Source organism: Salinispora sp. CH2A1_6, assembly GCF_056820975.1.
Map to the genome: position 1 here is coordinate 176,005 of NZ_JBXEDG010000003.1, position 23,997 is coordinate 200,001.

Here is a 23,997-nt window from a genome sequence, read left to right on the forward strand (position 1 = left end):
AAAGACAGAGTACGCCTTCGGTTCTCCCGGCGGGAGTCCGGGAGCGAGGGGATTCTGGGCAGGGTGTGGGGCGGTGCGCCCCGGTCGCACTGTCGCCAGGGCGCGGGATGGGGGCGGGGGAGGGCAGCCCCCGCCCCCATCGGTGCGGGACACGCCGGTCGGACGGTGGCGTCTGGCCCGCGCGTGTCACCTGGGAGCCGGGTCACGCGAGTGGCTTGTGGATTCACCTCCTTCCACTGTGGAAGTGGGAGTCGAGGTGGAAGCGCTCCCAATTTTCTTGGTGCGACTGTAACGTCTCGTAACTGCCTCGTGAAAGTGGCTTAACAAAATCGAAACATCTGGCTGGATCGATTCACTCCTCCTTGTGGGAGCGTTTCCAGGCGTGGCAAGCTGATGGGGTGAGCCGCCGTCGCGGGAACGCGGGGCCGAGGGCAGCCGGGACGTCCGGTGCGGCACCCGAGGTGGACGGTGCCCGTCCACGCCACGTCAGCGGTCCCGGCCTTGGCCGGGTTCCCTTCACCCCGGGTGCCTCGCCCGCAGCAGGAAACGGCCAGGCGCCCCGCCGGAGTCTCGGCTCCGGCCTGGTCCGAGGAGACACCGCGCATGAGACCCATGAACCGACGCCGCGGCTGGGCGATAGCCACCGCGGCGGTGCTGGCGGTAGCCGGCGGGGCGGCCCTACCCGCGCCGGCCGCGTCGGCCACGCCGGCCTGCGACGTCGGCTACACCACCAACGACTGGGGCAGCGGCTTCACCGCGAACATCACCCTCACCAATCTCGGCGACCCGATCACGGGCTGGACCCTACGGTTTTCCTTCGCCGGCAACCAGACCATCACCCATGGCTGGTCGGCGCAGTGGAGCCAGAGCGGCAACGACGTCACCGCCACCAACGAGTCGTGGAACGCCCACCTCGGCACCGGCGGCACCGCGCAGATCGGCTTCAACGCCGCGTACAGCGGTACCAACGCCGACCCGACCTCGTTCTCCGTCAACGGCGTTTCCTGCGGTGGTGCGCCGCAGCCGCCGACGGTGACCCTGAACGTGCCGGCGGGGCCCTTCGAGGCGCCGGCCGACGTGCCGCTGACGGCCACCGCCAGCGACCCGGACGGGAGCATCAGTAGGGTCGAGTTCTACCGCAACGGTCTGCTGGTCAACACCGACACCACCGCCCCGTACGCGTACACCCTGCCGGGGCTGCCGGCTGGCTCCTACACGGTGCAGGCCAGGGCGTACGACGACACCGGGCTCAGTGCGATCGCGGAGCAGTCCTTCACCGTCGCGCCCGCCACCGGTCCGCACCTGGTCGCCACCCCTGCCACGGTGGCCGTACCGGAGGGCGGCAGCGCCACCGTGACGCTGACGTTGAGTGCAGCGCCGGCCGCGAACGTCCTGGTGAGCCTCGGCCGTACCGGTGACTCCGATCTCACCGTCGCCCCCACCTCGCTGACGTTGACCACCGGGAACTGGAACACCGGTGTCGACGTGACCGTGTCGGCGGCCGAGGACGCCGACACTGCCGGGGGGAGCGCGACGATCATCGCCTCCGCCGCCGGCCTCGCCGCTCTGGCGATTACCGCAACGGAGATTGACAACGACGTTCCCGGCGGCGACAACGAGTACATCGCACGATTCCTCACCCAGTACGGCAAGATCAAGAACTCTGGGTACTTCAGCCCCGAGGGGGTGCCGTACCACTCCATCGAGACCCTGATCGTCGAGGCGCCAGACCACGGCCACGAGACCACGAGTGAGGCATTCAGTTTCTGGCTCTGGTTGGAGGCGCAGTACGGCCGGGTGACCGAGGACTGGGTGCCGTTCAACAACGCCTGGACGGTGCTGGAGAACCACATCATCCCCTCCTCCGCCGACCAGCCGACCGCGGGCGCCCCCGGCACCGCCCAGTACGCCGCCGAGTACGACCTGCCCAGCCAGTACCCGGCGCAGCTGCAACCGAGTGTCCCGGTCGGCCAGGACCCGTTGCGGGCCGAACTCCAGTCCACCTACGGCACCGGTGACATCTACGGCATGCACTGGTTGCTCGACGTGGACAACACCTACGGCTTTGGTCGGTGCGGCGACGGCACCACCCGGCCGGCGTACATCAACACCTTCCAGCGTGGGCAGCAGGAGTCGGTCTGGGAGACCGTCCCGCAGCCGTCCTGCGAGACCTTCACCCACGGCGGGCAGTACGGCTTCCTGGACATCTCCGTCCAGGAGCAGAACGCGCCGGCGAAGCAGTGGAAGTACACCAACGCGCCGGACGCCGACGCGCGGGCGGTGCAGGCCGCCTACTGGGCGCTGACCTGGGCCACGCAGCAGGGCCGGGCCGCGGAGGTGGCGGACACCGTGGCCAAGGCCGCCAAGCTGGGCGACTACCTGCGGTACGCGATGTTCGACAAGTACTTCAAGCAGATCGGCAACTGTGTCGGGGCGTCCACCTGCCCCGCCGGCAGCGGCCGGGAGTCCGCGCACTACCTCCTGTCCTGGTACTACGCCTGGGGCGGTGCGTACGAGCAGGATCAGAACTGGTCGTGGCGGATCGGCTCCAGCCACAACCACTTCGGCTACCAGAACCCCTTCGCCGCCTGGGCCCTGACGACCGTGCCGGAACTGGAGCCGAGGTCGCCGAGCGCGACCACCGACTGGGCCCAGAGTCTGGAGCGGCAGCTGGAGCTGTATACCTGGCTCCAGTCCGCCGAGGGCGCGATCGCCGGTGGTGCGACCAACAGCTGGGGCGGCCGGTACGGCCAGCCGCCGGCGGGCACGCCGACCTTCTACGGCATGTTCTACGACGAGAAGCCGGTCTACCACGATCCGCCGTCGAACCAGTGGTTCGGCATGCAGGTCTGGTCGATGCACCGGATCGCCGAGCTGTACCTCGAGACCGGTGACGCCCGGGCCGAGGCGTTGCTGGACCGGTGGGTGCCGTGGGCGATCGCCAACACCACGCTGGGCGCCGACTGGTCGATCCCGGCCGAGCTCACCTGGACGGGTCAGCCGAACACGTGGAACCCGACCAACCCGGAGCCCAACACCGACCTGCACGTCGAGGTAACCGACACCGGCCAGGACGTCGGTGCCGCCGCGGCCTACGCCCGGACCCTGACCGCGTATGCGGCGAGGTCGGGGAACGTGGCCGCGAAGAACACGGCGAAGGGGTTGGTGGACGCGCTACACGCCGCCAGTGACGCCCTGGGTGTGTCGACAGTGGAGTCGCGGGGCGACTACGAGCGTTTCGATGATGTCTACGACGCCAGCACCGGGCAGGGCCTCTACCTGCCGTCGGACTGGACGGGCACGATGCCCAACGGCGACGTGATCGAGGCGGGCAGGAGTTTCGTCGAGATTCGGTCGTTCTACCTCAACGATCCGGACTGGCCGAAGGTCCAGGCCTATCTGGACGGCGGGCCCGAGCCGACGTTCCGCTACCACCGGTTCTGGGCCCAGGCCGATGTCGCGATGGCGTACGCCGACTTTGGGCGGCTCTTTCCGAACGCCTAACTACAGATTAGGGCCGTAACGGACATTGCCCCCGGATCGCCGACTCTATACGAGAGGAGGCGGGGCGGTCCGGGGATGCCCGATTGGCCTGAGTGTGCTTAATCTGCAAACTGGCCAAAATTAGTGTGCCCCCGGGGGCGCGGAGCGGATCCCGACGGGGTAATGTACGTCACCGGAGAGGCCGCTCCCCCCGTGGCGGCCTCTCCCTTTCTGTCTAGCTCGGGCTGTCCGCCGACTCGCGCTGCGGCGCCTGTTCGGCCTGCGCCGACGCCTCGCCCGGGAGCACCGGATGCCGTAATCCGGGATGGTCGGCCGGCAGCGAACGGCGCACCACCACCCAACTCACCCCGAGGACGGCGGCGACCAGCGGCCAGCTCAGCGCTACACGGGTCACGCTCAGCGCGACCACCTGACCGCCGAGCCACAGCGGTAGGAAGACCGAGACCCGCAGCAGGAAGCTGGCGGTCCAGACCCAACTGCCGCGCCCGTAGGCCCGTAGGAGCGCCGGGTCTCGGCGCCAGCGGGTCCGCTGGCGCAACACGCCGCCGACGACCACTCCCAAAAGCGGCCAGCGGATCACGATGCTGACCATCCAGGCGAGTGCGCTGGCCGCGTTCGCGAGGAGCTGCACCAGGAAGAAGTCCTCGGCTCGTCCGGTCCGAAGCGCGATCAGCGCGCCGACGCAGACGGCGAGCAGGCCCACCAGTACTGACCTGGGTCGATGTCCACGGCGCCAGCGCCAGCCCGCCACGGCCGCGCCGGTCACCAGCGCGGTGCCGACCCCGATCTGCAGCGACTCGCCGCCGAGGAGCCAGCCGGCCGCGAACGCCACCGGCGGCACGGTGGCGTCGATCGCGCCACGTCGCCCACCGAGTAGGTCGGTGAGGGACTCCGGCTCCGGTGTCGGCGTCTGGTGCTCCGAAGTGCTGTCCACTCTTTCTCCTCCCGTCGTCGCGACCAGCACGGACGACCATGCTGACGTGGCGAACAGCGGACCGGCCTCCAAACCTAGACGAGATGGTCCGAATCCTTCGGTGGTCGTAGGCGGTCAGTGACGCGGGTGACGGGGGCGCCGGTGGTGTTGTTGTGCCAGAGGGTGTCGTTGACCGACTCGGTCAACTGGCGGACCTTCGTGAGTGTCGCCTCGCCGTGGCGGGCCTTCTCCTTTTGGCGTGACGTAGGACACAGCTCGATGCCCTGATCGGCCGGTCGCTGCGCGAACGGCGTGGAGGCGAGGCCCTTGTCCGAGGTCAGCAGGATCCCGTCATGTTCGGCGACCACGCCTGCCTTGGCCTGTGGCATCGCGGCGAGGACCTCCCGTTGGCCGATCTTCGGGGTGGCCGCTGCTCACCGGATCGGCATCCCGGTCGGGGTGCACACCAGGTGCAGCCGCAGTCGCCAGGAGAACCGGGAGGGGGAGGCGCGGTAGCGGTAGCTGGCCCAGCCGGGCAGGCCCGCCCTCTCTTCATGCCCCGACATCGACCTCCGACATTGAGGAGATAATCAGGTGATGGCTTGGCTTTTGTCAATATTGCCCGTTCGGCGGCGAATTAACTTCGTCGTAACAGTCGCGGCCCCAGCTGGTGCCGGTCTCGCCGCACGAGGCCCCAGGGATTTTTCGCCATACGCAAGGTCATAACGGAACAAAGTGCTGCGCCGAGTCATCTAAATTGGAAACCAACAGTCTTGCCAAGCAATGTGAACATCTGAATACTTCATTCAGCCTGACCGCCGAGCCACTTGGTCAGGTTGTTTCACCGGCTCCGCCGACCTCGGTGGGGCCGTTCCTCCCTAACCCCCAAACGGAGGTACTACATGCGACCCACGAGGTTCATGATGCGTCGGGCCGCGGCAGTGGCCGTGGCCGGAACCCTGGTGGTCGGCGCGCTCATTGGTAGCCCGGCGCACGCGGCTCCCAACGCTTCACCGGAGGCCGCCGTCGACCTCGCCGAGCAGCTCGGCGATCGCGCCGCCGGTGTCTTCGCCGACGCCAATGGCGCAGTCACCGTCGCGGTGACCGATGACGCCGCCGCCCGGCAGGTCGCCAAGGCCGGCGCTACCCCGAAGATCGTCAAGCGGGATGCCGCCGAACTGCGGCGTGCCACCGCCAAGCTGGAGAGCCTGACCAAGATTCCCGGCACCGCATGGTGGACGGACCCGGAGACCAACCAGGTCGTCGTCTCCGTCGACAGCACGGTGACCGGCAGCAAGTTGGCGCGGGTCGAGTCCGTTGTGGACCGTATCGGCGGTGCGGTGCGCATTGAGCAGGAGACGGGTGTGTACAGCACCCAGATCTCCGGAGGCGAGGCGATCTGGGGCGGCGGCGGCGTGTGCTCGCTCGGCTTCAACGTCCGCAGCGGCAGCAGCTACTACGCTCTCACCGCCGGGCACTGCACCGATCCCATTTCGCACTGGTACGAGGACAGCTCGCAGAACACCTATCTCGGCCCCACGGTCGGGTCCAGCTTCCCCGGCAACGACTACGGCATCGTGCGCCTCAGCGGCTACGAGCCGGGCAACGTGTACCTCTACAACGGCCGGTACCAGGACATCACCTCCGCCGGTAACGCCTTCGTCGGCCAGTCCGTGCAGCGTTCTGGTCGGACCACCGGTCTGCACAGCGGCTCGGTCACCGGGCTCAACGCCACCGTCAACTACGAAGAGGGCACGGTTCGTGGCCTGATTCGCACCAACGTCTGCGCGCAGAAGGGCGACAGCGGCGGTGCGTTGTTCAGTGGCTCCACTGCGGTCGGCCTCACCTCCGGCGGCAGCGGCAACTGCTTCTTCGGTGGCACGACCTTCTTCCAGCCGGTCGTGGAAGCCCTGAACGCCTACGGCGTCGACGTCTACTGATCCAACCGGCTGGGGCGGGGCGCCGGGCGCCATCCGGTGGCCCGCCACCGCCGACGATCAGCAGCTCAGGTAGTGCGGGAGCGGGCCCGGTTTCCCCCTGGGGAGGCCGGGCCCGCTCTCTGGCTGCGGGTCAGCGCTGTTTGGTGAAGGTGACGAACCGGCGCCACGCCGCCGGGCCGAAGGTGAGGGCGGGCCCGGTCGGGTCCTTGGAGTCCCGAACACCCACGACACCCGGAAGGCTGTCGGCCACCTCCACGCAGTTCCCGTGGCCCGAGCTCCGGCTGGACTTGCGCCACATCGCGTTACTGAGCCTCGTCATAGTACTTCTCCTTGATCGTGAGTAGGGCTTTCCGCGAGTCGTCGGTGTCCAGCGCTTGCGCGGTCAGCGCATTCCAGGCGTCGGCATACGTCCGCACCTCCGCTATTTGATCGAGGTAGAGGGCGCCGGACAGCCCTTCATTGTAGACCGTCGTCGGCTCGGCGGGCCGAAGCCCGATTTTGGGGAAGTCCAGGATGACAAAGCTTCCCGAGGTCACCATCGGACTGAGTTTGCCGCCGAGGGGCATCACCCGCACGGAGATGTTCGGGGCCGTGCTGGCGTCGAGCAGTCGTTCGATCTGCGTACGCATCCCGGGCACGTTCTTGTGCAGTAGTGCCTCTTCCAGGATGACGTCCAGGGTTGGGGCGGCGGGCCGCTTGCGGTGCAGCAGGCGCTGTCGCTCGGCGCGTAACTCCACGAGCTTCGCCACCTCCTCCGGAGGGTTGCCCGGCTCGGTGCGAATGGCCTGCTCGGCATATGTCGGCGTCTGGAGTAGCCCCGGTACGACAGCATGCTCGTAGGTCCGGATCCGGCTGGCCGCTGACTCCAATCCGACATACAGCTCGAACCAGCGGGGGATCGCCTCGCCGTAGGAGTGATACCAGCCCCTGCTCTTCGACTCCTTGGCGAGGCTCTTCATGACCTCCGTCATCTCGGCTGACGCGCCATACAGCCGGCACATTTGATCAACGTCCAATACGCGGATGGGCGCCTGCCCCGACTCGATGCGATACATCTTGGCGCGGGACCATTCAAGATCAGTGGCAGCGGCTTCCAGCCCTATGTTGGCCTGTTCCCGTGCCTGTCGAAGCAGCCTGCCAAGTTGCCGCCTCGGCACTGTCGATCCGACGTCGGTCATTGGTGGTCTCTCCTGTCTCATCCTGATGCGCTGGCGGGGCATGTCATGAGATGGCATTCGCATCATTCCCTAAAAGTGTCGTCCTGCCTAGAGATTCGTAGCCCGAGACATTGCATCTGAGATTGATTGCGCTGATCGTGGGCTACAGGGCAGTGGTGGATGCCACCCCCCGGAGGTAAAGCAAGCACCGCAGTGTGCCCTTCAAACAGGAGCAGCATGAGGACAGCTACCGAGTACCTATCCCTCGACCAACTGCCGCAGCGCGCACGCCGAACTGCGTCGCCTGACTCGACAAGTAGCAATCAGCTCGCAGTCGTGACCGGAGTCGACTCGGAGCGACGGCTACTCGCCGGCAGCGTTGTCGGCTGTGCTGGTGTCGGCTGCGTGCGTCCGAGTGACGACGTGCTTGCGGCCGTGCTGGCGGGGCTACGGAGGCTGTGATGGCCGACGAGGACAAGCCTGCCGAGGTGCGGGCCAACCATGATCCGCACGGGGCGCCGCCGTTGGCCGATGGTGATCGGGTACGGCGAGCCACCTCGTCGGTGCCCACCCCGCCACCGACGACCAGGCAGAAGGTGTTGGCCATCCTGATTGTGGTGATCGTCATCGCCGGGATCGTGATCGGGGCGCTGCGGTGACCGCCCGGCCGGCTGATCGTTGGCCATCGGTCGGCCGGGCGGTCGGTGTAGCCCCGGTTGGCTACCCGCCGGCGGTCGATGAGTACGCGCTACGCGTGGTCCTGCTCGCCGCGCTGGCGCGGATCCGGGCCTCCTGATGGCGAATGAGCGGCATCTGCCGATGCGGCCCTTGTGGGGCTGCGACACCTGTCGGGTCGAGTGGCCCTGCCCCGCTGCTCGCCTAGCTCTGCTGGCGGAATACCACGACGACCGCATCGCCTTACGGGTCTACCTTGCGGCGCTGATGGCGGAGGCTGACGTGCAGCTGTCGCAGGTGCACAGAAACGCGGATCTGTATCGCCGGTTCCTGGCGTGGGTGTAGCCGTGCGGAGGTCAGGCCCGGATGACTCGGTGGCGAGTTCGGAAGGACTCAGGGCCTTCCCGGAGCGGCCTTTGGTCGATCACGAACATGGCTGGGTGCCTCGGCGCGTGGGTGCGGCTGGCTCAGCGCGTCTCTTCCGATGGAGAGGCTTCGATCCTGGTGTGCAGGATCTCGCGTGCCTGCTCGGCGGCGCGGGCGATGCTCTCCGAGACGAAGTCGACGAAGCGGGCGATGTTTTCCAGCCGGGCAGCGGCCGGGCTGCCCGGGCCCAGGACGCTCACCCCCTGCCGGGCGATCTCGCCCAGGTGGGCGGTCGCCTTCGCGCTGGCCATCGTGGACTGGTACATCACGTCGTTGTCGACCACGTAGCGTTCCCGCCGCCGCTCGTCGCGCTCCCGCCGGACCAGCCCCTGGCTTTCCAGGAACGCGATCGCCTTGGAGACCGAAGCCGGGCTGACCTGCAGCCGCCCGGCGATCTGCGCGGCGGTGAGGCTCCCGGCGTCGGTGGTGTAGAGGCAGGCCAACGTCCGCGCGGTCATCTTCGGCAGTCCGGACGCCATGAACACGCCGGCGAAGGTCTCCTCGTACTCCCGTACCGCCTCGGTGTCGCGTCCGCGTGCTGCCGGCGGGTTACTCGTACGAACCGGCACGGTGGTCCGGCGCCGACGCGCGCGACGCTCGGTGGCGTGGTGGGCGAGGTCGCCTCGGTAGGCCGTCGCGCCGCCGTTGCGCATGACCTCCCGGGTGATGGTCGAGGTCGGCCGGGCAAGACGCCGGGCGATCTCCGCGTAGGCGAGGCCGTCGGCCAGGCCGGCGGCGATCTGCTGGCGGTCCTGCTGCGTGAGCCTGCCCCCCGGCATCGTGGCCCCCCTTCGTCGGTCGAAGCCGCCACGATAGCGTTCACTCCTCATCCATTGCAACGCTGTCCCGCTCACATGTTGCGTTGTCTCCAGGCTCATTGCAATTTATAACCGGCTCTGAGCTGCGATTACTGGCATTTCATGCAACGTTCCTGTTGCCGCATCCATGAAGGCAACGTAGCGTTTCTGGTGTCAGAAACAAGTAGTGAAGGAGCTGGTCGTGCGGAATTTCGACACCCCCACCCCCATCTCGGCGACGTTCGAGATCCCCGCCGGGCGTATTCAGATCATCGCCGCCGACCGGGCCGACACCATGGTCGAGGTCCGACCCACGGACGCCGCAAAGAACCGCGACGTGGCGGCGGCCGAGCGGGTCCAGGTCAACTACGCCGACGGCATGCTGCGCATCGAGGCCGCGAAGCCCAGCAACCCGCTCCGCGGTTCGTCCGGCTCCGTGGAGGTGACCGTCCAACTGCCGGCCGGATCGAACATCGAGGGCAAGACGGCCAGCGCCGATATCCGCGGCGTCGGGCGCCTTGGCGACGTCACCTTCGAGGGTGCGGCCGGCTCGATCAAGGTCGACGAGACCGCGACCGCCCGGCTGACCCTCGCCAGCGGTGACATCACGGTCGGGCGACTGAACGGCTCGGCACAGATCAGCACCAACAAGGGCGACCTTCGGATCGCCGAGGCCACCGACGGCACCGTCACGCTGCGCACCGACCAGGGCGACATCACCGTCGCGGCCGCCCGCGACTCGTCCGCCGTCCTGGACGCCGGCACCAGCTTGGGCCGGGTCCACAACGCGCTGCGCAACACTGACGGCGCCGCCGCCAGCCTCAAGATCCACGCCACCACCGCCCACGGCGACATCACCGCCACCAGCCGCTGAGGAGCATCCACCATGGCTAATCCGACTACCACCGGGCCGTACCGGCCAGACCTGCACAAGGCTATCGAGGCATTCGTCGACGCGGGCTTCGCCGGGTTGCAGCTGCGCCTGCACGACGATCACGGCGAATGGGTGGGCAGCGCCGGCGTCCGTCAACTCGGCGATGCCGAACGCCCACCCACGAACGGTCGATTCTGGGCCGGCAGCGTGGCCAAGACCTTCACCGCCACCGCCATCCTGCAACTGGTCGGCGAGGGAGAGGTCGGGCTGGACGCCCCAGCGGCCGACCACCTCAGCGAGCTTGGGCTGTCCCCCGGATCACCCCACGGATGCTGCTGCAACACACCAGCGGCCTGTTCAACTACACCGGCGAGTACCTGCCCGATGGCACCGTCGTACCGGGCATCCCCGCCACCGGCAAAGAGTGGGTGGACAGTCGGCTGACCACCTACCACCCCCAGGAGCTGGTACGGCTGGCACTGTCCAAGCCAGCCCGCTTCGAACCCGGCACCGACTGGAGCTACTCCAACACCAACTACACCCTCGCCGCACTGCTCATCGAGGCGGTCACCGGCCGGTCATACGGCCAATGGATGCAACAACGGATCCTCGACCCGCTCGGCCTGCACGACACCGTGCTGGCCGGCAATATCACCGACCTGCCCGAGCCGTACGCCCACGGCTACTACCGCTATCAGGACGCCGACACCTGGACGGTGGCCGACGTCTCCCGGCAGAACCTGTCCATGCTGCTCGGTGCCGGTGGGGCCATCTCCACCACGCGGGATCTGAACGTCTTCTTCGCCGCCCTCAACGCCGGCGCGCTGCTACCCGCCCCGCTACTGGCCGAGATGCGAAAGCCGGCCGGTCCGATCAACTACGGCCTCGGCGTGTTCGTGCAGGACCTGGGTCCGACGGGCATCGTCTACCACCACAACGGCGGCGCACCTGGCGGCTACGGCGCACTCATGTACAGCACCCCCGACGGCCGCCGGACCATGACCGCCGGGCTGACCACCGGAGACACCGCGACCACCCCAGCCGAAGCCCTTCCCCCGGCCCTGGACACCCTGGTCAAGACAGTCTTCGCCGAGCCAACCTGAAGCCTCTCAGGCAGCGCACTCCGGCAACACGCCGGAGTGCGCCGTCCTTGCGCATCTGCCCTGCCCAGGGCGCGCACGTGCTGCGATCCTGTCTCCGCGACGGGACCTACTTCGATCTATCCACAAACGAGACGATCTCCGGCAGTGGGGGGGGTGGTAGCCGTCTGTGGTGTCGACCTCCAGGAATGGAGCGTCGTTCGCGTCGACCACGCAGTGCGCGACCCGAAGCTCCGCAACCTCCTCCAACGGTTGCGGGCCCGGCCGCCAGAGCCGATCCTGGAACGCGGCCTCCGCCACGGTCGTCACTCCGGCGCGAAGCAGCAACTCCAACACGCCAAAGAACGTCGGTAGAGTCCGCAAAGCCGCTTCGTCGTCCGCTCCAGCCGTAAACAAGCCGGAGGCGGACGTCGACGCGTGCACCATTCCTTCCTTGATCTCGTCCCGGCAGATCGCCGGAGCGCCGATCGTCCGAGCAAGTGTGTGCGCGAGGGTGGTCTTTCCTGAGCCGGGAGGTCCGCTCACGACAACCAGAGTGGGGGGCGGGTGAGCGCTGTAGGGGTCAGCGTTGCCGGCGATTCGCCTCAGGTTTGTACCCCTGATTCGGAGCCGATGATGACCGCAGCCACGCCGCACCAGACGACGAACATCAGTACGTAGAGGATGGTGAAGATCCAACCAACCACGGCACCAGCGGTGGCCAGCTCTGCCCCGCGTTCGCCTGTCCGGGCAATCTGGTCCTTGGCCTTCTTAGCAAAGTAGATACCCAACGGCGGGAACACCATCGCGCCGAAGACCAAAGCGAGAATCGCATAGGTGTTGAATGGCGCGACGTACCCATGGGGCGGATACGGCGGGTAGCCCGGCATCGGGTTCGGTGCCGGAGAGGGGTGCTGACTCGGCGGTAGGTCTGTCATGTGTTGCCCTCCTGAGGGTTGGTGGAGAGGGGTGCGGGCAGGAACCTGCGACCGGCCAGTTAGGGTACCTTCCCGTGTCACGGGCGCCGACATGCTTCCAGGGCTGGCCCGTTTGCCAGCCCTGCCGCACCCGTGGGCGGACACCACGCCAACCGCTGACCCGTCGATGAAGGTCATGTCGTCAGCCCAGGGGCATGTGTGGACCTTCGCGACCTATCGCACCAGCCTCGGCCGTTATCGGTAACCAGAGAACGTCGGACAGCCGCGGAGCTGTTCGCTGCCAACCCCGCGGCACTGCCGCTGCCGGTATGCGCGTACCGCGTCTGATCATGCGCGACCGTGACGGCCGGCTACCTCGACGCCGACATCGCGCTGCGTGAAGATGCCGGACCGACACGGATGGTCCTCAGGCCCTGCGTGTTGGTCGGCGTCGGCGGGTGGCAAGGGTCAGGGCCGTGCCGGTGAGGGTGAGCAGGATTCCGGCGGTGAGGATGGTGGGCAGACTGGTGCCGGTTACGGGGATGGTGGGTTTTGGGACGGTGGGCTCTGGGACGGTGACTGTCGTGGAGTTGGATGTTGAGGCTGGGCAGTTGCTGTCGCCGTTGTAGCGCGCCTGGATGTGGTGTGTGCCGGGTGCCAGGTGGGTGACGGTGAGGGTTGCGGTGGCGGTGGGACTGCCGGACAGGGGTTCCGTGCCCAGGACCGTCGTGCCGTCGAGGAAGGTCACGGTTCCGGTGGGGGTGCTGCCGGTGCAGGTCGCGGTAGCGGTGAGTGTGACGGGTTGATCCGGTGTCGGGTTCGGTGGGGACACCTGCAGGGTCGTGGTCGATGTTGGTGCTGACGGGACGATAGCCAGACTGTGGAAGCTGCCGCCGGTGACGGCGGTGGTGGTGGTGTCGGCTGGCAGGTCCACCGCAACAGGGGTGCTGCTGTTGCTGTTGGTCCCGTCGCCCAGCTGGCCTGAGGCGTTGTAGCCCCAGGCCAGTATGGTGCCGGTGGAGGTCAGCGCCAGGCTGTGGCCGGCCCCGGCGGCGACGGCGGTGATGGTGGTGTCGGCCGGCAGATCCACCGCTATCGGGGTGTTGCTGGTGGTGGTGCTCCCGTCGCCCAGCTGGCCGGAACCGTTGCCGCCCCAGGCCAGCATGGCGCCGGTGGAGGTCAGCGCCAGACTGTGGCCCTGGCCGGCGGCGATGGCGGTGATGGTGGTGCCGGCCGGCAGGTCTACTGCAACGGGGGTGCTGCTGGGGGTGGTGGTCCCATTGCCCAGTTGGCCGGTGAAATTGGCGCCCCAGGCCAGCATGGTGCCAGTGGAGGTTACCGCCAGACTGTGGCTGCTGCTACTGGCGGCGATGGCGGTGATGGTGGTGCCGGCCGGCAGGTCCACCGCTATGGGGGTGCTGCTGGGGGTGGTGGTCCCGTCGCCCAGCTGGCCGGAGCTGTTGGCGCCCCAGGCCAGCATGGCGCCGGTGGAGGTCAGCGCCAGACTGTGGGCGTTGCCGGCGGCTACGGCGGTGATGGTGGTGCCGACCGGCAGGTCCACCGCGACAGGGGTGCTGCTGTTGGTGGTGGTTCCATCGCCTAACTGGCCGGTGAGGCTGTGGCCCCAGGCCAGTACGGTGCCGGTGGAGGTCAGCGCCAGACTGTGGCGGTCGCCGGCGGCGATGGCGGTGATGGTGGTGCCGGCCGGCAGGTCCACCGCCACGGGGGTGCTGCTGGGGGTGGTGGTCCCGTCGCCCAACTGGCCGGAGCTGTTGGCGCCCCAAGCCAGCACGGTGCCGCCGGAGGTCACCGCCAAACTGTGGCCCTGGCCGGCGGCGATGGCGGTGATCGTGGTGCCGGCCGGCAGGTCCACCGCCACGGGGGTGCTGCTGTTGGTGGTGGTCCCATCGCCTAACTGGCTATCGGCGTTGTCGCCCCAGGCCAGGCCGGTACCAGGTGGGCTTGCTGCCGCCGCCGGAACGCTCTGCGCGAGCACGGGTGCCGCGCCGACCGAGGTTGTGCCCAGCATGATCGCCACCATCAGCGGCACCGCGAACAGCCCCGACAGAATCGCGGGCCGGACCCCGCTTCCTCGCACGTTCGCGACCGTGCCGGTCCAGAAACTCTCCACCGACCCCTACCCCTACCCTCTGTCTCTCCGCCAACCGGCCGCGTCCGACCACGGCCTGTACAACGACTCCAGCTGGCCGCAGGTCTCGACTGCGTCGGTGAGGTCGTTGCGTGGGGGTTAGTTGAATGTTTGGCCGGCTTTGAGATAGGGATCAACAGAAACGATCATCGACCCTCGGAAGGGCTCGTCAATGCCCTCGACCACGAAGAGGAGAAGGCTGATCATGGTGGCGACGGCGCATACGAGAATCATGAGAGCGCGTCGGGTCCGGGTGGGGATCAGGCAGGACAGCAGAATGACGACCAGTGCGCCGAACAGGAGTGCGAACCACAGCGTCGTCGGAAGTGCGGCGGTGGTGTAGGTGTAGCGGAGTTGGCGCGCTTCGCTCCACTTTTCCAGCTCCGCCAGGGCGAGACTGTTGAGCTGCCCGTCCTTCGCTGACTCTGGATTGAACGTCAGCAACACGTCGTGGACGTTGTTCTCTGCCTTGAGCTCGCCATCCGCGCTGTGTCCTCGCTGGTAGGCGGGCCAGGCTTCGTCGACCATGAAGTCGACATGGGCGTGTAGCAGGCCCTGAAGTTGAGTTCGGGCGGGCTCGGGATGCTTGGACACCGTGCGGTAGAGGGCGCTCAGGTCCGCCGCCTCGGTAGCGACCGCGAGGCCGGCCTGGGTGTAGGTCCCGTACGCGGAGAAGGCGGTCAGGGCGAGCAGGAGCGCGTAGAAGGTGCCGGTGATCATGATGGTGTGCGTGATGAGGTTCAGCCATTTCGGCTCGGCGCTGAACGTCCGCCTGGCTCGCCCGTGCAGCAGGAGCGCACCCAGCACCGCGATTCCGACGAAGCACGTCAGAAAGGTGAGGAACAGTGCCCAGCCTGGTACCAGGTGGCTCCAGTCGCGCACGATGGCTGCTCCTCATCTGAAGGGTGTTCATGCCCGGATGAGACGAGTGTGACAAGTTTGTCGACTCTGGTAGCGGGGGTTTCGCGACTGGGTGACGGCGTTGTCGGGTGGAGGTGGTGGTGGCGCCGAGCTGTGTGAGGTGGTGCTGTCGGCCTACGGGGCCGTCGTCCCACCGCCGCTCGCGAGTAGCGCCGCCAGTTGGCTGAGGACGGCCTTCCGGGCCCGGTAGTAGACCCAGGTGCCCCGCCGTTCGGCGTCCACGAGCCCCGCTTCGCGCAGGGTCCGGAGGTGGTGCGAGATCGTTGGCCCGCTCAGGTCGAAAGCGGGAGTCAGGTCGCACACGCACGCCTCGCCGTTCTCGGCTGAAGCGATCATTGACATGAGCTGGAGCCGCACCGGGTCCCCGAGCGCCTTGAACGCCGGAGCGAGTGCGGTGGCGACTTCCGCGGGAACGCGCTGCTGCGCCAGGGGCGGGCAGCAGGGGGTGTCGCCGCCCAGGACGGTGTGGGGGAGTGGTGTCCCTTGCTTCGGCATTCGTCTAGGTTGACATTTCTCGAATCAGCCTGCAAGTGAGTCAGTCTGTATGCGGGTCGGTCCGCAGGCGTGGGTTCGATAGACGTTAGCAAGGTGCCTACGGGATGATCCGTGGTCCGAGGGCCGGGATCTGGACCATCCAGTCCGGCGTCTTCCCGGAGAACGTCGCCAGCCTGGCCCTGCACACCCGAATGGGTTTCCGGGTCGTTGGCGGTCGGCGCCGCTCCCGATCTCGGTTAGCCGAGTTGCGCGACGGCGTCGAGGACCAGGTCGGCTCTGCCGTCCAGCGGGCCGCCGAGTTCCAGCACCGGGGTGTCCGGCCAGGCGTCGAGCGGGTCGGCGTAGACGAGTTCCAGCAGTGCGTCGTTCATCTGTGCCCGGAGGCCGGGCCATTGCGCTCCGGGGAGCAGTCGTTCCGTCTCGGGTGTGATCACCGTGATGACCAGCAGGTCGAGGTGGGTGAAGGCGGCTCGGAGGGGCGCCTGACCCGCCTCCTCCGACGGGTCCGCGCCGGTCGCCACCAGGTACGCCAGGTAGTCCAACGGGGTGCGGTCGAAGATCGTGGCGGACGGCGACGGCGGCGAGCAGAGACTTCGGGCCGATCGTGTCATCAGCATCCGGTGGTCCGCTGGCGACGGTGGGTACTGGAACTCGTACCCCTCCTCCTCGAGCAGGTAGTACGGCTCGTCCACCGCCACATGGCCCGGCAATCGAGCGCACAGCGCCTCGACCAGTGTCGTCTTTCCGGTCCCGTGCGTCCCGGAGACCCCGATCCTCATCTCGTACGTGCTCCTCGGGTCTGGGCCGGGCGGTGGGCGAGGGATGAAACGGGCAGGTGTGGGGGCGAGGGGTCAGGGGTTCGGTGCGTCGGTGAACAGGTCGATCAGTTCGCCGATGCGGTGGTCGGCCTCGGCCGGGTGCCGGAATGCACCGGTGGGGTTGATGGTGTACGCATTACGCCGGCCAACCCGCTCTCGGTGCAGGTAGCCGGCGGCTTCCAGGTCGGCGACGATGGCCTGCGCGGCGCGTTCGGTGATGCCGACCGCGGTGGCGACATCGCGCAGTCGCGTCGTCGGCTCTCGGGCGATGGCCAGCAGTACATGCGCGTGATTGGTCAGGAAGGTCCACCCCTTCGCCCCGTCGGTCGCCCTGGGCTGGGCCGCCTGCGCCATGATCACTATCCCGTCGTTGTCCGGTGTGCTGCTCGCCAATATAGGCACCCGAAGACACGAATGCAGCATCGTGGCCACGGCTCGACGGAGTTAACAGGGGAAGTATTATTCGTGAATACTGGAGCATGCTTTGAGGGGGTGCCCGACGCGCGACGCGCCGTCGTCAGTACGGAGCCGGCCTATCCAGGTCTCGGCGGCGCCCGAGGCCGGTGTGTCGGCCGGCACCTGAGCCAGGGCGCACTCGCGGGACGGAGCATGCCGCGGTGCGGTTGTGGGCGGGAGTGACCAGGTCAGGGGCGCAGTCCGGCGATGAGGAGCTTGACCAGGCGGCGCGCGTCGTAGTGGGGGTCCCGGCCGGCGCCGATGCACAGGTTGCCCACGCCGCGCATGAGTTCGTAGGCCGCCACGTCGGGGCGTACCTCCCCTGCGGCGGCCGCGGCGTCGAGTAGCCGGGTGCACACGGGGACGAGGCGGTCGAGGAAGTAGGCGTGCAGCGCCTCGAAGGCGGTGTCGTCGGACTGGAGCGCTTCGGCGAGGCCGTGCTTGGTGACCAGGAAGTCGACGAAGAGGTCGATCCACTGCGCGAGGGCGGCGGACGGGGTGTCGCTCGTCGCCAGCAGCGTCGGGCCGGCCTCGGCGGCGGCTTCGACCTGGTGTCGGTAGACGGCGATGACGAGGTCGGCGCGCGTCGGGAAGTGGCGGTAGATCGTGCCGACACCCACCCCGGCCCGGGCGGCGATCTCGCGTACCGGCACGTCTACGCCGGCGGCGAGAAAGGCGGCGGCCGCCGCGTCGAGCAGGCTCCGCTCGTTGCGTCGGGCATCGGCCCGCTTCCGCGTGGACGTCTGCGGCCCGTGGTCGGATGCGCTCACGATGCTGTTACCTCCATCACAATCAATGGTATACGGAGCCGGGTTCCGTATTGTTGCAGGGCAGGCGGAACAGTGTTCCGCTTGCTTGTGTGTCGGACCGATCGCTCAGGTCCACGTATGCGCCTCACCCAGCACTTCAAGGAGCTTCATCCATGTTCAACAGCGACGTAGCGGCAGGAGCGCCCAGCCCGATCGTCTCGGTCAGCCCGGTGACCCTGCCGGCCGCGGACCGTGGCGAGGACCTGCAGATCCGGATCTCGGCCCCCGTGGCTGGACGCGAACTGCCAATCATCATCTTCTCGCACGGCTTCGGCAAGTCGATGCGGGCATACGCCCCGCTGGTCGACTACTGGGCAGCGCATGGCTTTGTGGTGGCCCAGCCCACCCACCTCGACTCCCGCACGCTGAACATCGCGCCCGACGATCCCCGACACCCGGAGATCTGGCGCTTCCGCGTCGCCGACCTGAAGCGCACGCTCGACCACCTCGACCTCATCGAAGCCGCTGTTCCCGGTCTCGCCGGACGACTCGACCGTAGCCGGATCGCCGCGGTTGGACACTCCTGGGGTGGACAGACGGTGGGCATGCTGCTGGGCGCGCGGGTCCTCGGAGCTGATGGCCTTCCCGGCGAGAACATGTCCGACCCGCGAGTCACCGCCGGTGTGCTGCTCTCCACGACCGGCACCGGCGGGGCCGACCTGAGTCCCTTCGCGGCCGAGCACTTCCCCTTCATGAGCCCGAGCTTCGTGGAGATGACAACGCCGGCGCTCGTGGTCGCGGGGGACAAGGACCAGTCGCCGCTCTCCGTGCGTGGGCCGGACTGGTTCACCGATCCGTACCACCTGAGCCCCGGCCCCAAGAGCCTGCTCACCCTGTATGGGGCGGAGCACTCCCTGGGCGGAATCGCCGGTTACACCGTCACGGAAACGACCGACGAAAGTCCCGAGCGAGTCGCCCTCGTCCAGCAGCTCACCGCGGCGTACCTACGCAGCACGCTCTATCCCGGCGACGACACGTGGACGACGGTACGTGCCACGCTGCGCGACGACATCGATCGGCTGGGACAGATCTCGGTCAAGTGACCGGGGCATCACCACCGTGATTCCCCCACGCGGAACTGCGGTGAACGCAGGCGCGTTCACCGCGGTTCCGCGCTCCTATCGTCCACCGGTCGCCATATCTGCGAACTGGAGTACGGACTTCCTCATCCGAGGCGCCACTGCTGATTGGCCCCACCGTGGCACTGGTAGATCTGCAGCCGAGCACCGTCGGCGCTGTTTGCGTTCTTGACATCAAGGCACTTGTTCGCCTGGGGGTTGACGAGTTCTCCCGCGCTGGTGAGCACCCACTGCTGGGCCGGGTTGCCGCTGCAGTAGGCCAGTTGCACCACAGCGCCGTTCTGGACCGATCCCCAGGCCACGTCCATGCAGAGGCCGAACGCCCGGATCGTTCCATCGCCCGGGAAGGTCCAGTCCTGGGCGTTGGTGCCGTTGCAGTGCCACAGGTTCAGGTACTGGCCGTCGGCCCCGTTGGCACCCGGCACGTCCACGCACTTGTCGGCGAGCCCGATGATCCGGTGGGTTGATCCGCCGCCAGACGTGGTCAGTGACAGTCCGTAGCGGGACAAGATCTCGTTGACCGGCTGGTAGACGGTGCTGCCACCGGTGGTGCAGTTGCCCGAGCCACCCGAGGTGACGCCCTGTGCCTGGGAGCCGGCGACGAAGGACCCGCCGGAGTCGCCGGGCTGGGCGCAGGCGGTGCTGCGGACCATCCCGTAGACGGGTCCGGCGGAGTAGTTGACGGTGACGTTCTTGGCGGTGATGGTGCCGCACTGCCAACCGGTGGTCCGGCCAGACCGACAGACCGCGGCACCGACCGCGGCTTCCTGCGAGCCGGTCACCGTGACCACATTGCCGTCGTAGGTGGACACCCAGGGTCGGGGGATCCAGTTGGCGTTGGTCTCGATCCAGCCGAGGTCGTCGCCGGGGAACGAGGAGCCCCGGATGACCCCCTGTGCGGCCCCGGAACCGGTGGTGGGCTCGCCGACGTTGCCGCAGTGTCCGGCGGTGACGAACCCGCCAGCGACCGCGAAGCCAATCGAGCAGATGAGGCGGCTGTTGATGACGTACTGGTCGCCGCCGCGGATGTCGTAGAGCGGGCGGTAGGCCTCGGTGCTGGCCACCACCGATACCGCGTCGTCGGGCAGCCCTGCCGCGCGGGCGAACGTGGTGGCCGCCGCGGCGTTGCTGGTCTCAATCGACACCGTGTTGCTGGGCAGAGCGATCTGCCAGGCATGTACCGCGGCGCCGGCGAGTGCTGCCCGCCGGTCCAGCTTGGTGGTGAGCCCTCGCAGCTCGGCGAGGCTGCGGGTCACGATCCGGGGCTTCGCCCCGGCCGCGCGAACCGTGTCGGCGAGCGTGGGGTCGGTCAACCCGACCACCGTGGTGCGTCCGTCGGCGGTGACCCAGATTCCGGCGTACGCCTCGGCCAGCTTGGCCCGCATCAGCGGCTCGATCGACGACGCGGTGGCGTCAACGGCGAGTCGCGCGGCCACCTCCTCGGCGGTCAGGCCGAGGTCTCGGTGCAGTGCGTCGAGTTGGCCGGCGGGGAGCATCGCCGGTGCGGCGGCCGGCGTGGTGGGGTTCGTTGAGGTGGCGGACGCGCCCGCGAGTGGGACGACGGTCGGGTGGGCGGCGGCGGGGGTGGCGGTGACAACGAGACAGGTGCCGAGGGCGAGCCCCATCAGCGCGCTCAGCTTGCGGCTCATTCGCGTGACCTCCTCCAGGGGGTGGTGGCGGTGGGATCACGAGAGCGCTCTCACGGTTAAGTTAACTTATTGTTTACATGTATGTCAATTCTGTTTATCGCGCTGAGATTAGCGATCTTAATGTGTCGTTTATTTGATCTGAGTGGCGTCAGGAGTGGCTTCCGCACCTCAACCAGATCGAATTCTGGGCCCGGCAGGTGCCACCGATCACTCCGGCAGGCGAGACTTCTGCACTTTGCCCAGCGCGTTGCGGGGTAGGGCGTCAACCCGCCGCACCTGCCGCGGTCGTTTGTGTACCGACAGCTGCCGGGCCACGAAGTCGATCAACTCCGACTCCGCTACGCCGTCGCTCACCACGTACGCCGTCACCTGCTGGCCGAGGTCGGAGTCGGGGATGCCGACCACGGCGGCCTCCCGGACCCCTGGATGGGCCAGCAGCGCATCCTCCACCTCGCCGGCCCCGATCCGATAGCCGCCACTCTTGATCAGGTCGGTGGCGGCCCGGCCGACGATCCGATGCCAGCCGTCCGGACCAATCGTGGCCACGTCGCCGGTGCGGAACCACCCGTCGGAGGTGCGGCTGGCCGCATCGGCCTCCGGCCGGTGCAGGTACCCGTCGAAGAGAGTGGGGCCGCGCACCTGCAACTCGCCCATCGTCTCCCCATCGGTGGGCAACGGAGCACCGTCGTCGTCAACCAGGCGGGTACGCACCCCGGGTAGCGGCAGCCCCACCGCGTCCGGCCGGTGCGGACCGTCGGCGCGGGCGCTGACCGTGATCAACGTCTCGGTCATGCCGTACCGCTGCACGACACGGCGGCCGGTCAGCGTGGCGAGACCGGTGCCGACGGCCGTGGGTAGGGCGGCGCTGCCCGAAACCAGCAGCCGGGCCGAGCGCAGAGCCCGGGCGGCCGCCGGCACGGCGGCGATCCGGGACCAGATGGTCGGCACCCCGAAATAGAGCGAGCCGGCCGCGCCCGCGTACCGCTCCGGGGTGGGTCGGCCCACGTGGTGCAGTCGGCTGCCCAGCCGCAGTGGGCCGAGCGCACCGAGGACCAGGCCGTGCACGTGAAACAGGGGCAGGCCGTGCACCAGCAGATCGTCCGGGGTCCAGCCCCAGGCGTCGGCGAGCCCGTCCAGGCAGGCGGCGATGGCCTGGCGGGAGAGCACCACCCCCTTCGGCGCCCCGGTGGTGCCGCTGGTGTAGAGGATCAGCGCGGGGCCGGCGGGGTCGGGCTCCGGGCGGCTGCTGTCCGCCCGGCGGGTGAGGTTGACCGGGATAAGGGGCCGGTCGGGGTAATCCCCCCGACGTTGCCCGGGTGCTGGCACCAGTACCGCCTCGGCGCCCGAGTCGCGCAGGATGTGGTCCCGTTCCCGCGGCCCGGCGTCCGGCGGCACCGGCACGACCGCCGCGCCCGCCAGCAGCGCCCCGGCGACACCGGCCACCGTCGCCAGATCTGTGCTGGCCTCGACAGCCACCCGGTCCAGGCCGTGCAGGTCGTCGGCGACGGCCGCGGCGAGCCGCCGCAGCTCAACCCAGGACACGCCCCGGTCGTTGATCTGGACCGCGCCCGGCCGCTCGTCAACGGACTCGGACAACCAGCTGAGTAGCCGCACCGGACCACCTCTCCGCGCGTCGGATCCTCCGACCGTAGCCCGCCGCCCGTCCCGGCTTCCCGGCCCCTGGCCCCCAGCTACCCCGTCCCGGCTTCCCGGCCCCCACCCACGGTGGTGCCGCGCAGGCGGTGGCGCTGGAGGCGGATTCGCCGCCGGGTTTTGACGATGTTTGACGTTGTAACATTGTCAGGCGTGACAACCGTGAACATCGGGCCGACCGGGCAGGCCATCGACACCACCCGGCATCGGGCGCTCGGCACCGTCAGCCGGGCGTCAATCCTGGAACTGACCCGCGCTGCGGAAGGTGGCCTCACCATCGCCGAGATCAGCGCGCGGACCGGCCTGCACCCCTCCACCGCCCGCAGCCACCTCGACCGGCTCGTCAACGCCGGTCTGCTGGTCAAGGCCCGCGCCAGCGGGGGCCAGCCGGGACGGCCGGCCTGGCGCTACCGGACGGTGCCCGAGGAGGCCCCCGCGCCGGCGCCGTACCGCGCCCTCACCGCGGCCCTGCTCGATCACCTGTCTCGGCAGAGCCGGGGCGATGCCCGGGCCGAGGCCGCCAGCGCCGGCCACGACTGGGGGCGGCATCTCGCGGCGGCGACACCCCGAGGGGAGAAACCGGTCGACACCGCCATAGCGGTCCTGCGCGGCCTGGGCTTCGACCCGGACCTGAAGCAGACGGCGGACGGGCACACCGAGATCCACCTGCACACCTGTCCCTTCCTCGAGCTGGTGAGTCAGAATCCGGATGCCATCTGCGGGCTGCACCTCGGCGTCGTCCGGGGCGCGCTGGAACAGGCGGGCGCCCCGGCGAGCGACGCCGTGCTGGAGCCGTTCGGCGCGCCCACCGCCTGCGTGGTGCGGCTCTCTCTCCCGACTGACGCCACCCGGCCGGTATGAGCACCCAGTCGCCGACGGCACCCGGGACCACCGGCTCCGCCACCGCCCGCCGGCCCGTCAACCGCCAGCGGCTGCTCCGCCGCTATCTGCCGCCGCAGCACGGCGCCTGGGCGATGCTGCTCCTGCCGTACCTGGTCGGGGTCGCCGTGGTCGGACCGGGCTGGCCGCAGCTGCCGCTGCTCGGCGCCTGGTTGACCGGCTACCTGCTCTCCTACTACGTCTTCCAGGCCATCAAGAGCCGTCGACCGCGTCGCTACCTTGCCCAGATCCGGCTCTACGCCCTGGTCGCGGCGCCGTTGGCGCTGGCGGTGGTGATTGTTCGGCCGGCTGTGCTCTGGTATGCCCCGGCCTTTGCGGCGCTGCTGGCGGTCAACGCCGGGTACGCCTGGCGCCGGCGCGAGCGGGCCCTGCTCAACGACCTCGCCTCGGTGCTGCAGAGCTGCCTGCTGATCTTTGTCGTGGCCACGGTCGCGGGGGTGTCGCCGGAGCGGGTTGTCCCGGCCTTCGTGGTGTTGTTGCTCTACCTCACTGGCACCGTCTGCTACGTCAAGACCATGATCCGGGAGCGCGGCAGCACTTCCTACCGGCGCCTGTCCATCGGCTTCCACCTGGTGGCGCTCGTCGTGGCGACCCTGCTCGACGTCGGGCTTGCCCCGGTCTTCCTGGTGTTGGTGGTCCGGGCGTGGCTGCTGCCCGGCCGGGCGCTGCGTCCCGCCCCGGTCGGCATGATCGAGATCGCCTGCTCGGTCCTGGTGTTCGGCACGCTGGTGTTGGTCTCCTGACGGGCTGACCCCATGGCCGCGCGGCCATGGGGTCAGCCCGTCA

Annotated in this window: 26 protein-coding genes and 2 pseudogenes; 13 read left to right on the top strand and 15 right to left on the bottom strand. The window is 68.6% G+C overall.

What is annotated here, in order from left to right:
- Window positions 1-612 precede the first annotated feature (612 nt).
- The gene (locus AC1UKG_RS05600) at window positions 613-3,504 is read left to right on the top strand and encodes a glycoside hydrolase family 48 protein (RefSeq protein ID WP_482642076.1); all 2,892 of its coding nucleotides are present in this window, start codon (window positions 613-615) and stop codon (window positions 3,502-3,504) included.
- Between the two features lie 214 nt (window positions 3,505-3,718).
- Here AC1UKG_RS05600 and AC1UKG_RS05605 read toward each other — a convergent pair whose 3' ends face one another.
- Both AC1UKG_RS05605 and AC1UKG_RS05610 read right to left on the bottom strand, forming a co-directional pair.
- A complete protein-coding gene (locus AC1UKG_RS05605; protein ID WP_482642045.1) occupies window positions 3,719-4,438 on the bottom strand; it encodes a DUF3159 domain-containing protein in 720 nt (239 codons plus the stop codon).
- A 100-nt stretch (window positions 4,439-4,538) separates the two neighbouring features.
- Window positions 4,539-4,968 (bottom strand): annotated as a pseudogene (locus AC1UKG_RS05610) (IS982 family transposase); the annotation flags it as partial.
- Window positions 4,969-5,319: 351 nt separating this feature from the next.
- Between AC1UKG_RS05610 and AC1UKG_RS05615 the strand changes: the two are divergent.
- Complete coding sequence (locus tag AC1UKG_RS05615; RefSeq protein ID WP_482642046.1) at window positions 5,320-6,357, top strand: S1 family peptidase; 1,038 nt, start codon at window positions 5,320-5,322, stop codon at window positions 6,355-6,357.
- A gap of 130 nt (window positions 6,358-6,487) precedes the next feature.
- Here AC1UKG_RS05615 and AC1UKG_RS05620 read toward each other — a convergent pair whose 3' ends face one another.
- Together AC1UKG_RS05620 and AC1UKG_RS05625 are read right to left on the bottom strand one after the other, a co-directional pair.
- Window positions 6,488-6,676 (bottom strand): DUF397 domain-containing protein, encoded by a 189-nt coding sequence (locus AC1UKG_RS05620; RefSeq protein ID WP_482642047.1) that lies wholly within the window; start codon window positions 6,674-6,676, stop codon window positions 6,488-6,490.
- On the bottom strand, window positions 6,660-7,601 hold the full coding sequence (locus AC1UKG_RS05625; protein WP_482642048.1) for a helix-turn-helix domain-containing protein: 942 nt from the start codon (window positions 7,599-7,601) through the stop codon (window positions 6,660-6,662). Before AC1UKG_RS05625 ends, AC1UKG_RS05620 begins: the two co-directional genes overlap by 17 nt.
- 150 nt (window positions 7,602-7,751) lie before the next feature.
- Here AC1UKG_RS05625 and AC1UKG_RS05630 point away from each other — a divergent pair, with 150 nt between their 5' ends.
- The 4 genes from AC1UKG_RS05630 to AC1UKG_RS05645 are packed head-to-tail and all read left to right on the top strand — an operon-like array spanning window position 7,752 to window position 8,534.
- Window positions 7,752-7,976, top strand: coding sequence for a hypothetical protein (locus AC1UKG_RS05630; protein ID WP_482642049.1), 225 nt, complete (start codon window positions 7,752-7,754; stop codon window positions 7,974-7,976).
- Entirely contained in the window at window positions 7,976-8,173 is a 198-nt protein-coding gene (locus AC1UKG_RS05635) for a hypothetical protein (RefSeq protein WP_482642050.1), read from the top strand. The genes AC1UKG_RS05630 and AC1UKG_RS05635 overlap by 1 nt, the downstream gene beginning before the upstream one ends.
- Window positions 8,170-8,310: a hypothetical protein gene (locus AC1UKG_RS05640; protein ID WP_482642051.1), complete on the top strand. Its 141-nt coding sequence runs from the start codon at window positions 8,170-8,172 to the stop codon at window positions 8,308-8,310. The genes AC1UKG_RS05635 and AC1UKG_RS05640 overlap by 4 nt, the downstream gene beginning before the upstream one ends.
- A complete protein-coding gene (locus tag AC1UKG_RS05645) occupies window positions 8,310-8,534 on the top strand; it encodes a hypothetical protein (RefSeq protein ID WP_018745387.1) in 225 nt (74 codons plus the stop codon). Before AC1UKG_RS05640 ends, AC1UKG_RS05645 begins: the two co-directional genes overlap by 1 nt.
- Before the next feature lie 122 nt (window positions 8,535-8,656).
- Here AC1UKG_RS05645 and AC1UKG_RS05650 read toward each other — a convergent pair whose 3' ends face one another.
- On the bottom strand, window positions 8,657-9,394 hold the full coding sequence (locus AC1UKG_RS05650; protein ID WP_482642052.1) for a helix-turn-helix domain-containing protein: 738 nt from the start codon (window positions 9,392-9,394) through the stop codon (window positions 8,657-8,659).
- Window positions 9,395-9,614: 220 nt separating this feature from the next.
- Between AC1UKG_RS05650 and AC1UKG_RS05655 the strand changes: the two genes are divergently transcribed.
- From AC1UKG_RS05655 to AC1UKG_RS05665, 3 genes are read left to right on the top strand one after another with little or no spacing between them, the layout of a single operon-like run.
- Window positions 9,615-10,286, top strand: coding sequence for a DUF4097 family beta strand repeat-containing protein (locus AC1UKG_RS05655; protein ID WP_482642053.1), 672 nt, complete (start codon window positions 9,615-9,617; stop codon window positions 10,284-10,286).
- Window positions 10,287-10,298: 12 nt separating this feature from the next.
- On the top strand, window positions 10,299-10,730 hold the full coding sequence (locus tag AC1UKG_RS05660) for a serine hydrolase (RefSeq protein ID WP_482642054.1): 432 nt from the start codon (window positions 10,299-10,301) through the stop codon (window positions 10,728-10,730).
- Window positions 10,616-11,389 carry a serine hydrolase domain-containing protein gene (locus AC1UKG_RS05665; protein ID WP_482642055.1) on the top strand — a complete coding sequence of 258 codons (774 nt, stop codon included), beginning with the start codon at window positions 10,616-10,618 and terminating at the stop codon, window positions 11,387-11,389. Before AC1UKG_RS05660 ends, AC1UKG_RS05665 begins: the two co-directional genes overlap by 115 nt.
- Before the next feature lie 6 nt (window positions 11,390-11,395).
- Here the strand turns inward: AC1UKG_RS05665 and AC1UKG_RS05670 are convergent, their stop codons facing one another.
- The 5 genes from AC1UKG_RS05670 to AC1UKG_RS05690 all read right to left on the bottom strand — a co-directional run bounded on the left by AC1UKG_RS05670 (window position 11,396) and on the right by AC1UKG_RS05690 (window position 15,847).
- The gene (locus AC1UKG_RS05670) at window positions 11,396-12,022 is read right to left on the bottom strand and encodes a P-loop nucleotide/nucleoside kinase family protein (RefSeq protein WP_482642056.1); all 627 of its coding nucleotides are present in this window, start codon (window positions 12,020-12,022) and stop codon (window positions 11,396-11,398) included.
- Window positions 11,971-12,255, bottom strand: coding sequence for a DUF4190 domain-containing protein (locus tag AC1UKG_RS05675; RefSeq protein ID WP_018745382.1), 285 nt, complete (start codon window positions 12,253-12,255; stop codon window positions 11,971-11,973). Before AC1UKG_RS05675 ends, AC1UKG_RS05670 begins: the two co-directional genes overlap by 52 nt.
- 454 nt (window positions 12,256-12,709) lie before the next feature.
- On the bottom strand, window positions 12,710-14,413 hold the full coding sequence (locus AC1UKG_RS05680) for an RCC1 domain-containing protein (protein WP_018745381.1): 1,704 nt from the start codon (window positions 14,411-14,413) through the stop codon (window positions 12,710-12,712).
- 117 nt (window positions 14,414-14,530) lie between these two features.
- Window positions 14,531-15,313: a bestrophin-like domain gene (locus AC1UKG_RS05685; RefSeq protein WP_018745380.1), complete on the bottom strand. Its 783-nt coding sequence runs from the start codon at window positions 15,311-15,313 to the stop codon at window positions 14,531-14,533.
- Between the two features lie 153 nt (window positions 15,314-15,466).
- Window positions 15,467-15,847, bottom strand: coding sequence for a metalloregulator ArsR/SmtB family transcription factor (locus AC1UKG_RS05690; RefSeq protein WP_018745379.1), 381 nt, complete (start codon window positions 15,845-15,847; stop codon window positions 15,467-15,469).
- Between the two features lie 122 nt (window positions 15,848-15,969).
- On the opposite strand from AC1UKG_RS05690, the pseudogene AC1UKG_RS05695 reads away from it, so the two are divergent.
- A pseudogene (locus AC1UKG_RS05695) lies at window positions 15,970-16,107 on the top strand (GNAT family N-acetyltransferase); the annotation flags it as partial.
- On the opposite strand, the gene AC1UKG_RS05700 reads toward AC1UKG_RS05695, so the two are convergent.
- From AC1UKG_RS05700 to AC1UKG_RS05710, 3 genes are all read right to left on the bottom strand, one after another.
- Window positions 16,084-16,626: an AAA family ATPase gene (locus tag AC1UKG_RS05700; protein ID WP_482642057.1), complete on the bottom strand. Its 543-nt coding sequence runs from the start codon at window positions 16,624-16,626 to the stop codon at window positions 16,084-16,086. The pseudogene AC1UKG_RS05695 and the gene AC1UKG_RS05700 overlap by 24 nt on opposite strands.
- A 72-nt stretch (window positions 16,627-16,698) precedes the next feature.
- The gene (locus tag AC1UKG_RS05705; RefSeq protein ID WP_018732334.1) at window positions 16,699-17,028 is read right to left on the bottom strand and encodes a MarR family transcriptional regulator; all 330 of its coding nucleotides are present in this window, start codon (window positions 17,026-17,028) and stop codon (window positions 16,699-16,701) included.
- Window positions 17,029-17,309: 281 nt separating this feature from the next.
- On the bottom strand, window positions 17,310-17,891 hold the full coding sequence (locus tag AC1UKG_RS05710) for a TetR/AcrR family transcriptional regulator (protein WP_018745376.1): 582 nt from the start codon (window positions 17,889-17,891) through the stop codon (window positions 17,310-17,312).
- Window positions 17,892-18,043: 152 nt separating this feature from the next.
- Between AC1UKG_RS05710 and AC1UKG_RS05715 the strand changes: the two genes are divergently transcribed.
- Window positions 18,044-18,973, top strand: coding sequence for an alpha/beta hydrolase (locus AC1UKG_RS05715; protein ID WP_018745375.1), 930 nt, complete (start codon window positions 18,044-18,046; stop codon window positions 18,971-18,973).
- Window positions 18,974-19,095: 122 nt separating this feature from the next.
- Here AC1UKG_RS05715 and AC1UKG_RS05720 read toward each other — a convergent pair whose 3' ends face one another.
- Window positions 19,096-20,658 (bottom strand): ricin-type beta-trefoil lectin domain protein, encoded by a 1,563-nt coding sequence (locus tag AC1UKG_RS05720; RefSeq protein WP_018814182.1) that lies wholly within the window; start codon window positions 20,656-20,658, stop codon window positions 19,096-19,098.
- Between the two features lie 207 nt (window positions 20,659-20,865).
- The gene (locus AC1UKG_RS05725; RefSeq protein ID WP_482642058.1) at window positions 20,866-22,272 is read right to left on the bottom strand and encodes an acyl-CoA synthetase; all 1,407 of its coding nucleotides are present in this window, start codon (window positions 22,270-22,272) and stop codon (window positions 20,866-20,868) included.
- Window positions 22,273-22,473: 201 nt separating this feature from the next.
- Here AC1UKG_RS05725 and AC1UKG_RS05730 point away from each other — a divergent pair, with 201 nt between their 5' ends.
- Both AC1UKG_RS05730 and AC1UKG_RS05735 read left to right on the top strand, forming a co-directional pair.
- Window positions 22,474-23,172 carry a helix-turn-helix domain-containing protein gene (locus AC1UKG_RS05730; protein ID WP_018745372.1) on the top strand — a complete coding sequence of 233 codons (699 nt, stop codon included), beginning with the start codon at window positions 22,474-22,476 and terminating at the stop codon, window positions 23,170-23,172.
- A complete protein-coding gene (locus AC1UKG_RS05735; RefSeq protein ID WP_482642059.1) occupies window positions 23,169-23,954 on the top strand; it encodes a YwiC-like family protein in 786 nt (261 codons plus the stop codon). The genes AC1UKG_RS05730 and AC1UKG_RS05735 overlap by 4 nt, the downstream gene beginning before the upstream one ends.
- The last annotated feature ends 43 nt before the right edge of the window (window positions 23,955-23,997 follow it).

Excerpts from the sequence above, each read along its gene's own strand:
- AC1UKG_RS05635 (WP_482642050.1), top strand. The coding sequence starts at position 7,976 with ATGGCCGACGAGGACAAGCCTGCCGAGGTGCGGGCCAACCATGATCCG.
- AC1UKG_RS05665 (WP_482642055.1), top strand. The coding sequence starts at position 10,616 with ATGCTGCTGCAACACACCAGCGGCCTGTTCAACTACACCGGCGAGTAC.
- AC1UKG_RS05735 (WP_482642059.1), top strand. The coding sequence starts at position 23,169 with ATGAGCACCCAGTCGCCGACGGCACCCGGGACCACCGGCTCCGCCACC.
- AC1UKG_RS05615 (WP_482642046.1), top strand. The coding sequence starts at position 5,320 with ATGCGACCCACGAGGTTCATGATGCGTCGGGCCGCGGCAGTGGCCGTG.
- AC1UKG_RS05720 (WP_018814182.1), bottom strand. The coding sequence starts at position 20,658 with ATGAGCCGCAAGCTGAGCGCGCTGATGGGGCTCGCCCTCGGCACCTGT.
- AC1UKG_RS05620 (WP_482642047.1), bottom strand. The coding sequence starts at position 6,676 with ATGACGAGGCTCAGTAACGCGATGTGGCGCAAGTCCAGCCGGAGCTCG.
- AC1UKG_RS05645 (WP_018745387.1), top strand. The coding sequence starts at position 8,310 with ATGGCGAATGAGCGGCATCTGCCGATGCGGCCCTTGTGGGGCTGCGAC.
- AC1UKG_RS05660 (WP_482642054.1), top strand. The coding sequence starts at position 10,299 with ATGGCTAATCCGACTACCACCGGGCCGTACCGGCCAGACCTGCACAAG.
- AC1UKG_RS05690 (WP_018745379.1), bottom strand. The coding sequence starts at position 15,847 with ATGCCGAAGCAAGGGACACCACTCCCCCACACCGTCCTGGGCGGCGAC.
- AC1UKG_RS05625 (WP_482642048.1), bottom strand. The coding sequence starts at position 7,601 with ATGATGCGAATGCCATCTCATGACATGCCCCGCCAGCGCATCAGGATG.
- AC1UKG_RS05650 (WP_482642052.1), bottom strand. The coding sequence starts at position 9,394 with ATGCCGGGGGGCAGGCTCACGCAGCAGGACCGCCAGCAGATCGCCGCC.
- AC1UKG_RS05715 (WP_018745375.1), top strand. The coding sequence starts at position 18,044 with ATGTTCAACAGCGACGTAGCGGCAGGAGCGCCCAGCCCGATCGTCTCG.
- AC1UKG_RS05675 (WP_018745382.1), bottom strand. The coding sequence starts at position 12,255 with ATGCCGGGCTACCCGCCGTATCCGCCCCATGGGTACGTCGCGCCATTC.
- AC1UKG_RS05600 (WP_482642076.1), top strand. The coding sequence starts at position 613 with ATGAACCGACGCCGCGGCTGGGCGATAGCCACCGCGGCGGTGCTGGCG.
- AC1UKG_RS05700 (WP_482642057.1), bottom strand. The coding sequence starts at position 16,626 with ATGAGGATCGGGGTCTCCGGGACGCACGGGACCGGAAAGACGACACTG.
- AC1UKG_RS05630 (WP_482642049.1), top strand. The coding sequence starts at position 7,752 with ATGAGGACAGCTACCGAGTACCTATCCCTCGACCAACTGCCGCAGCGC.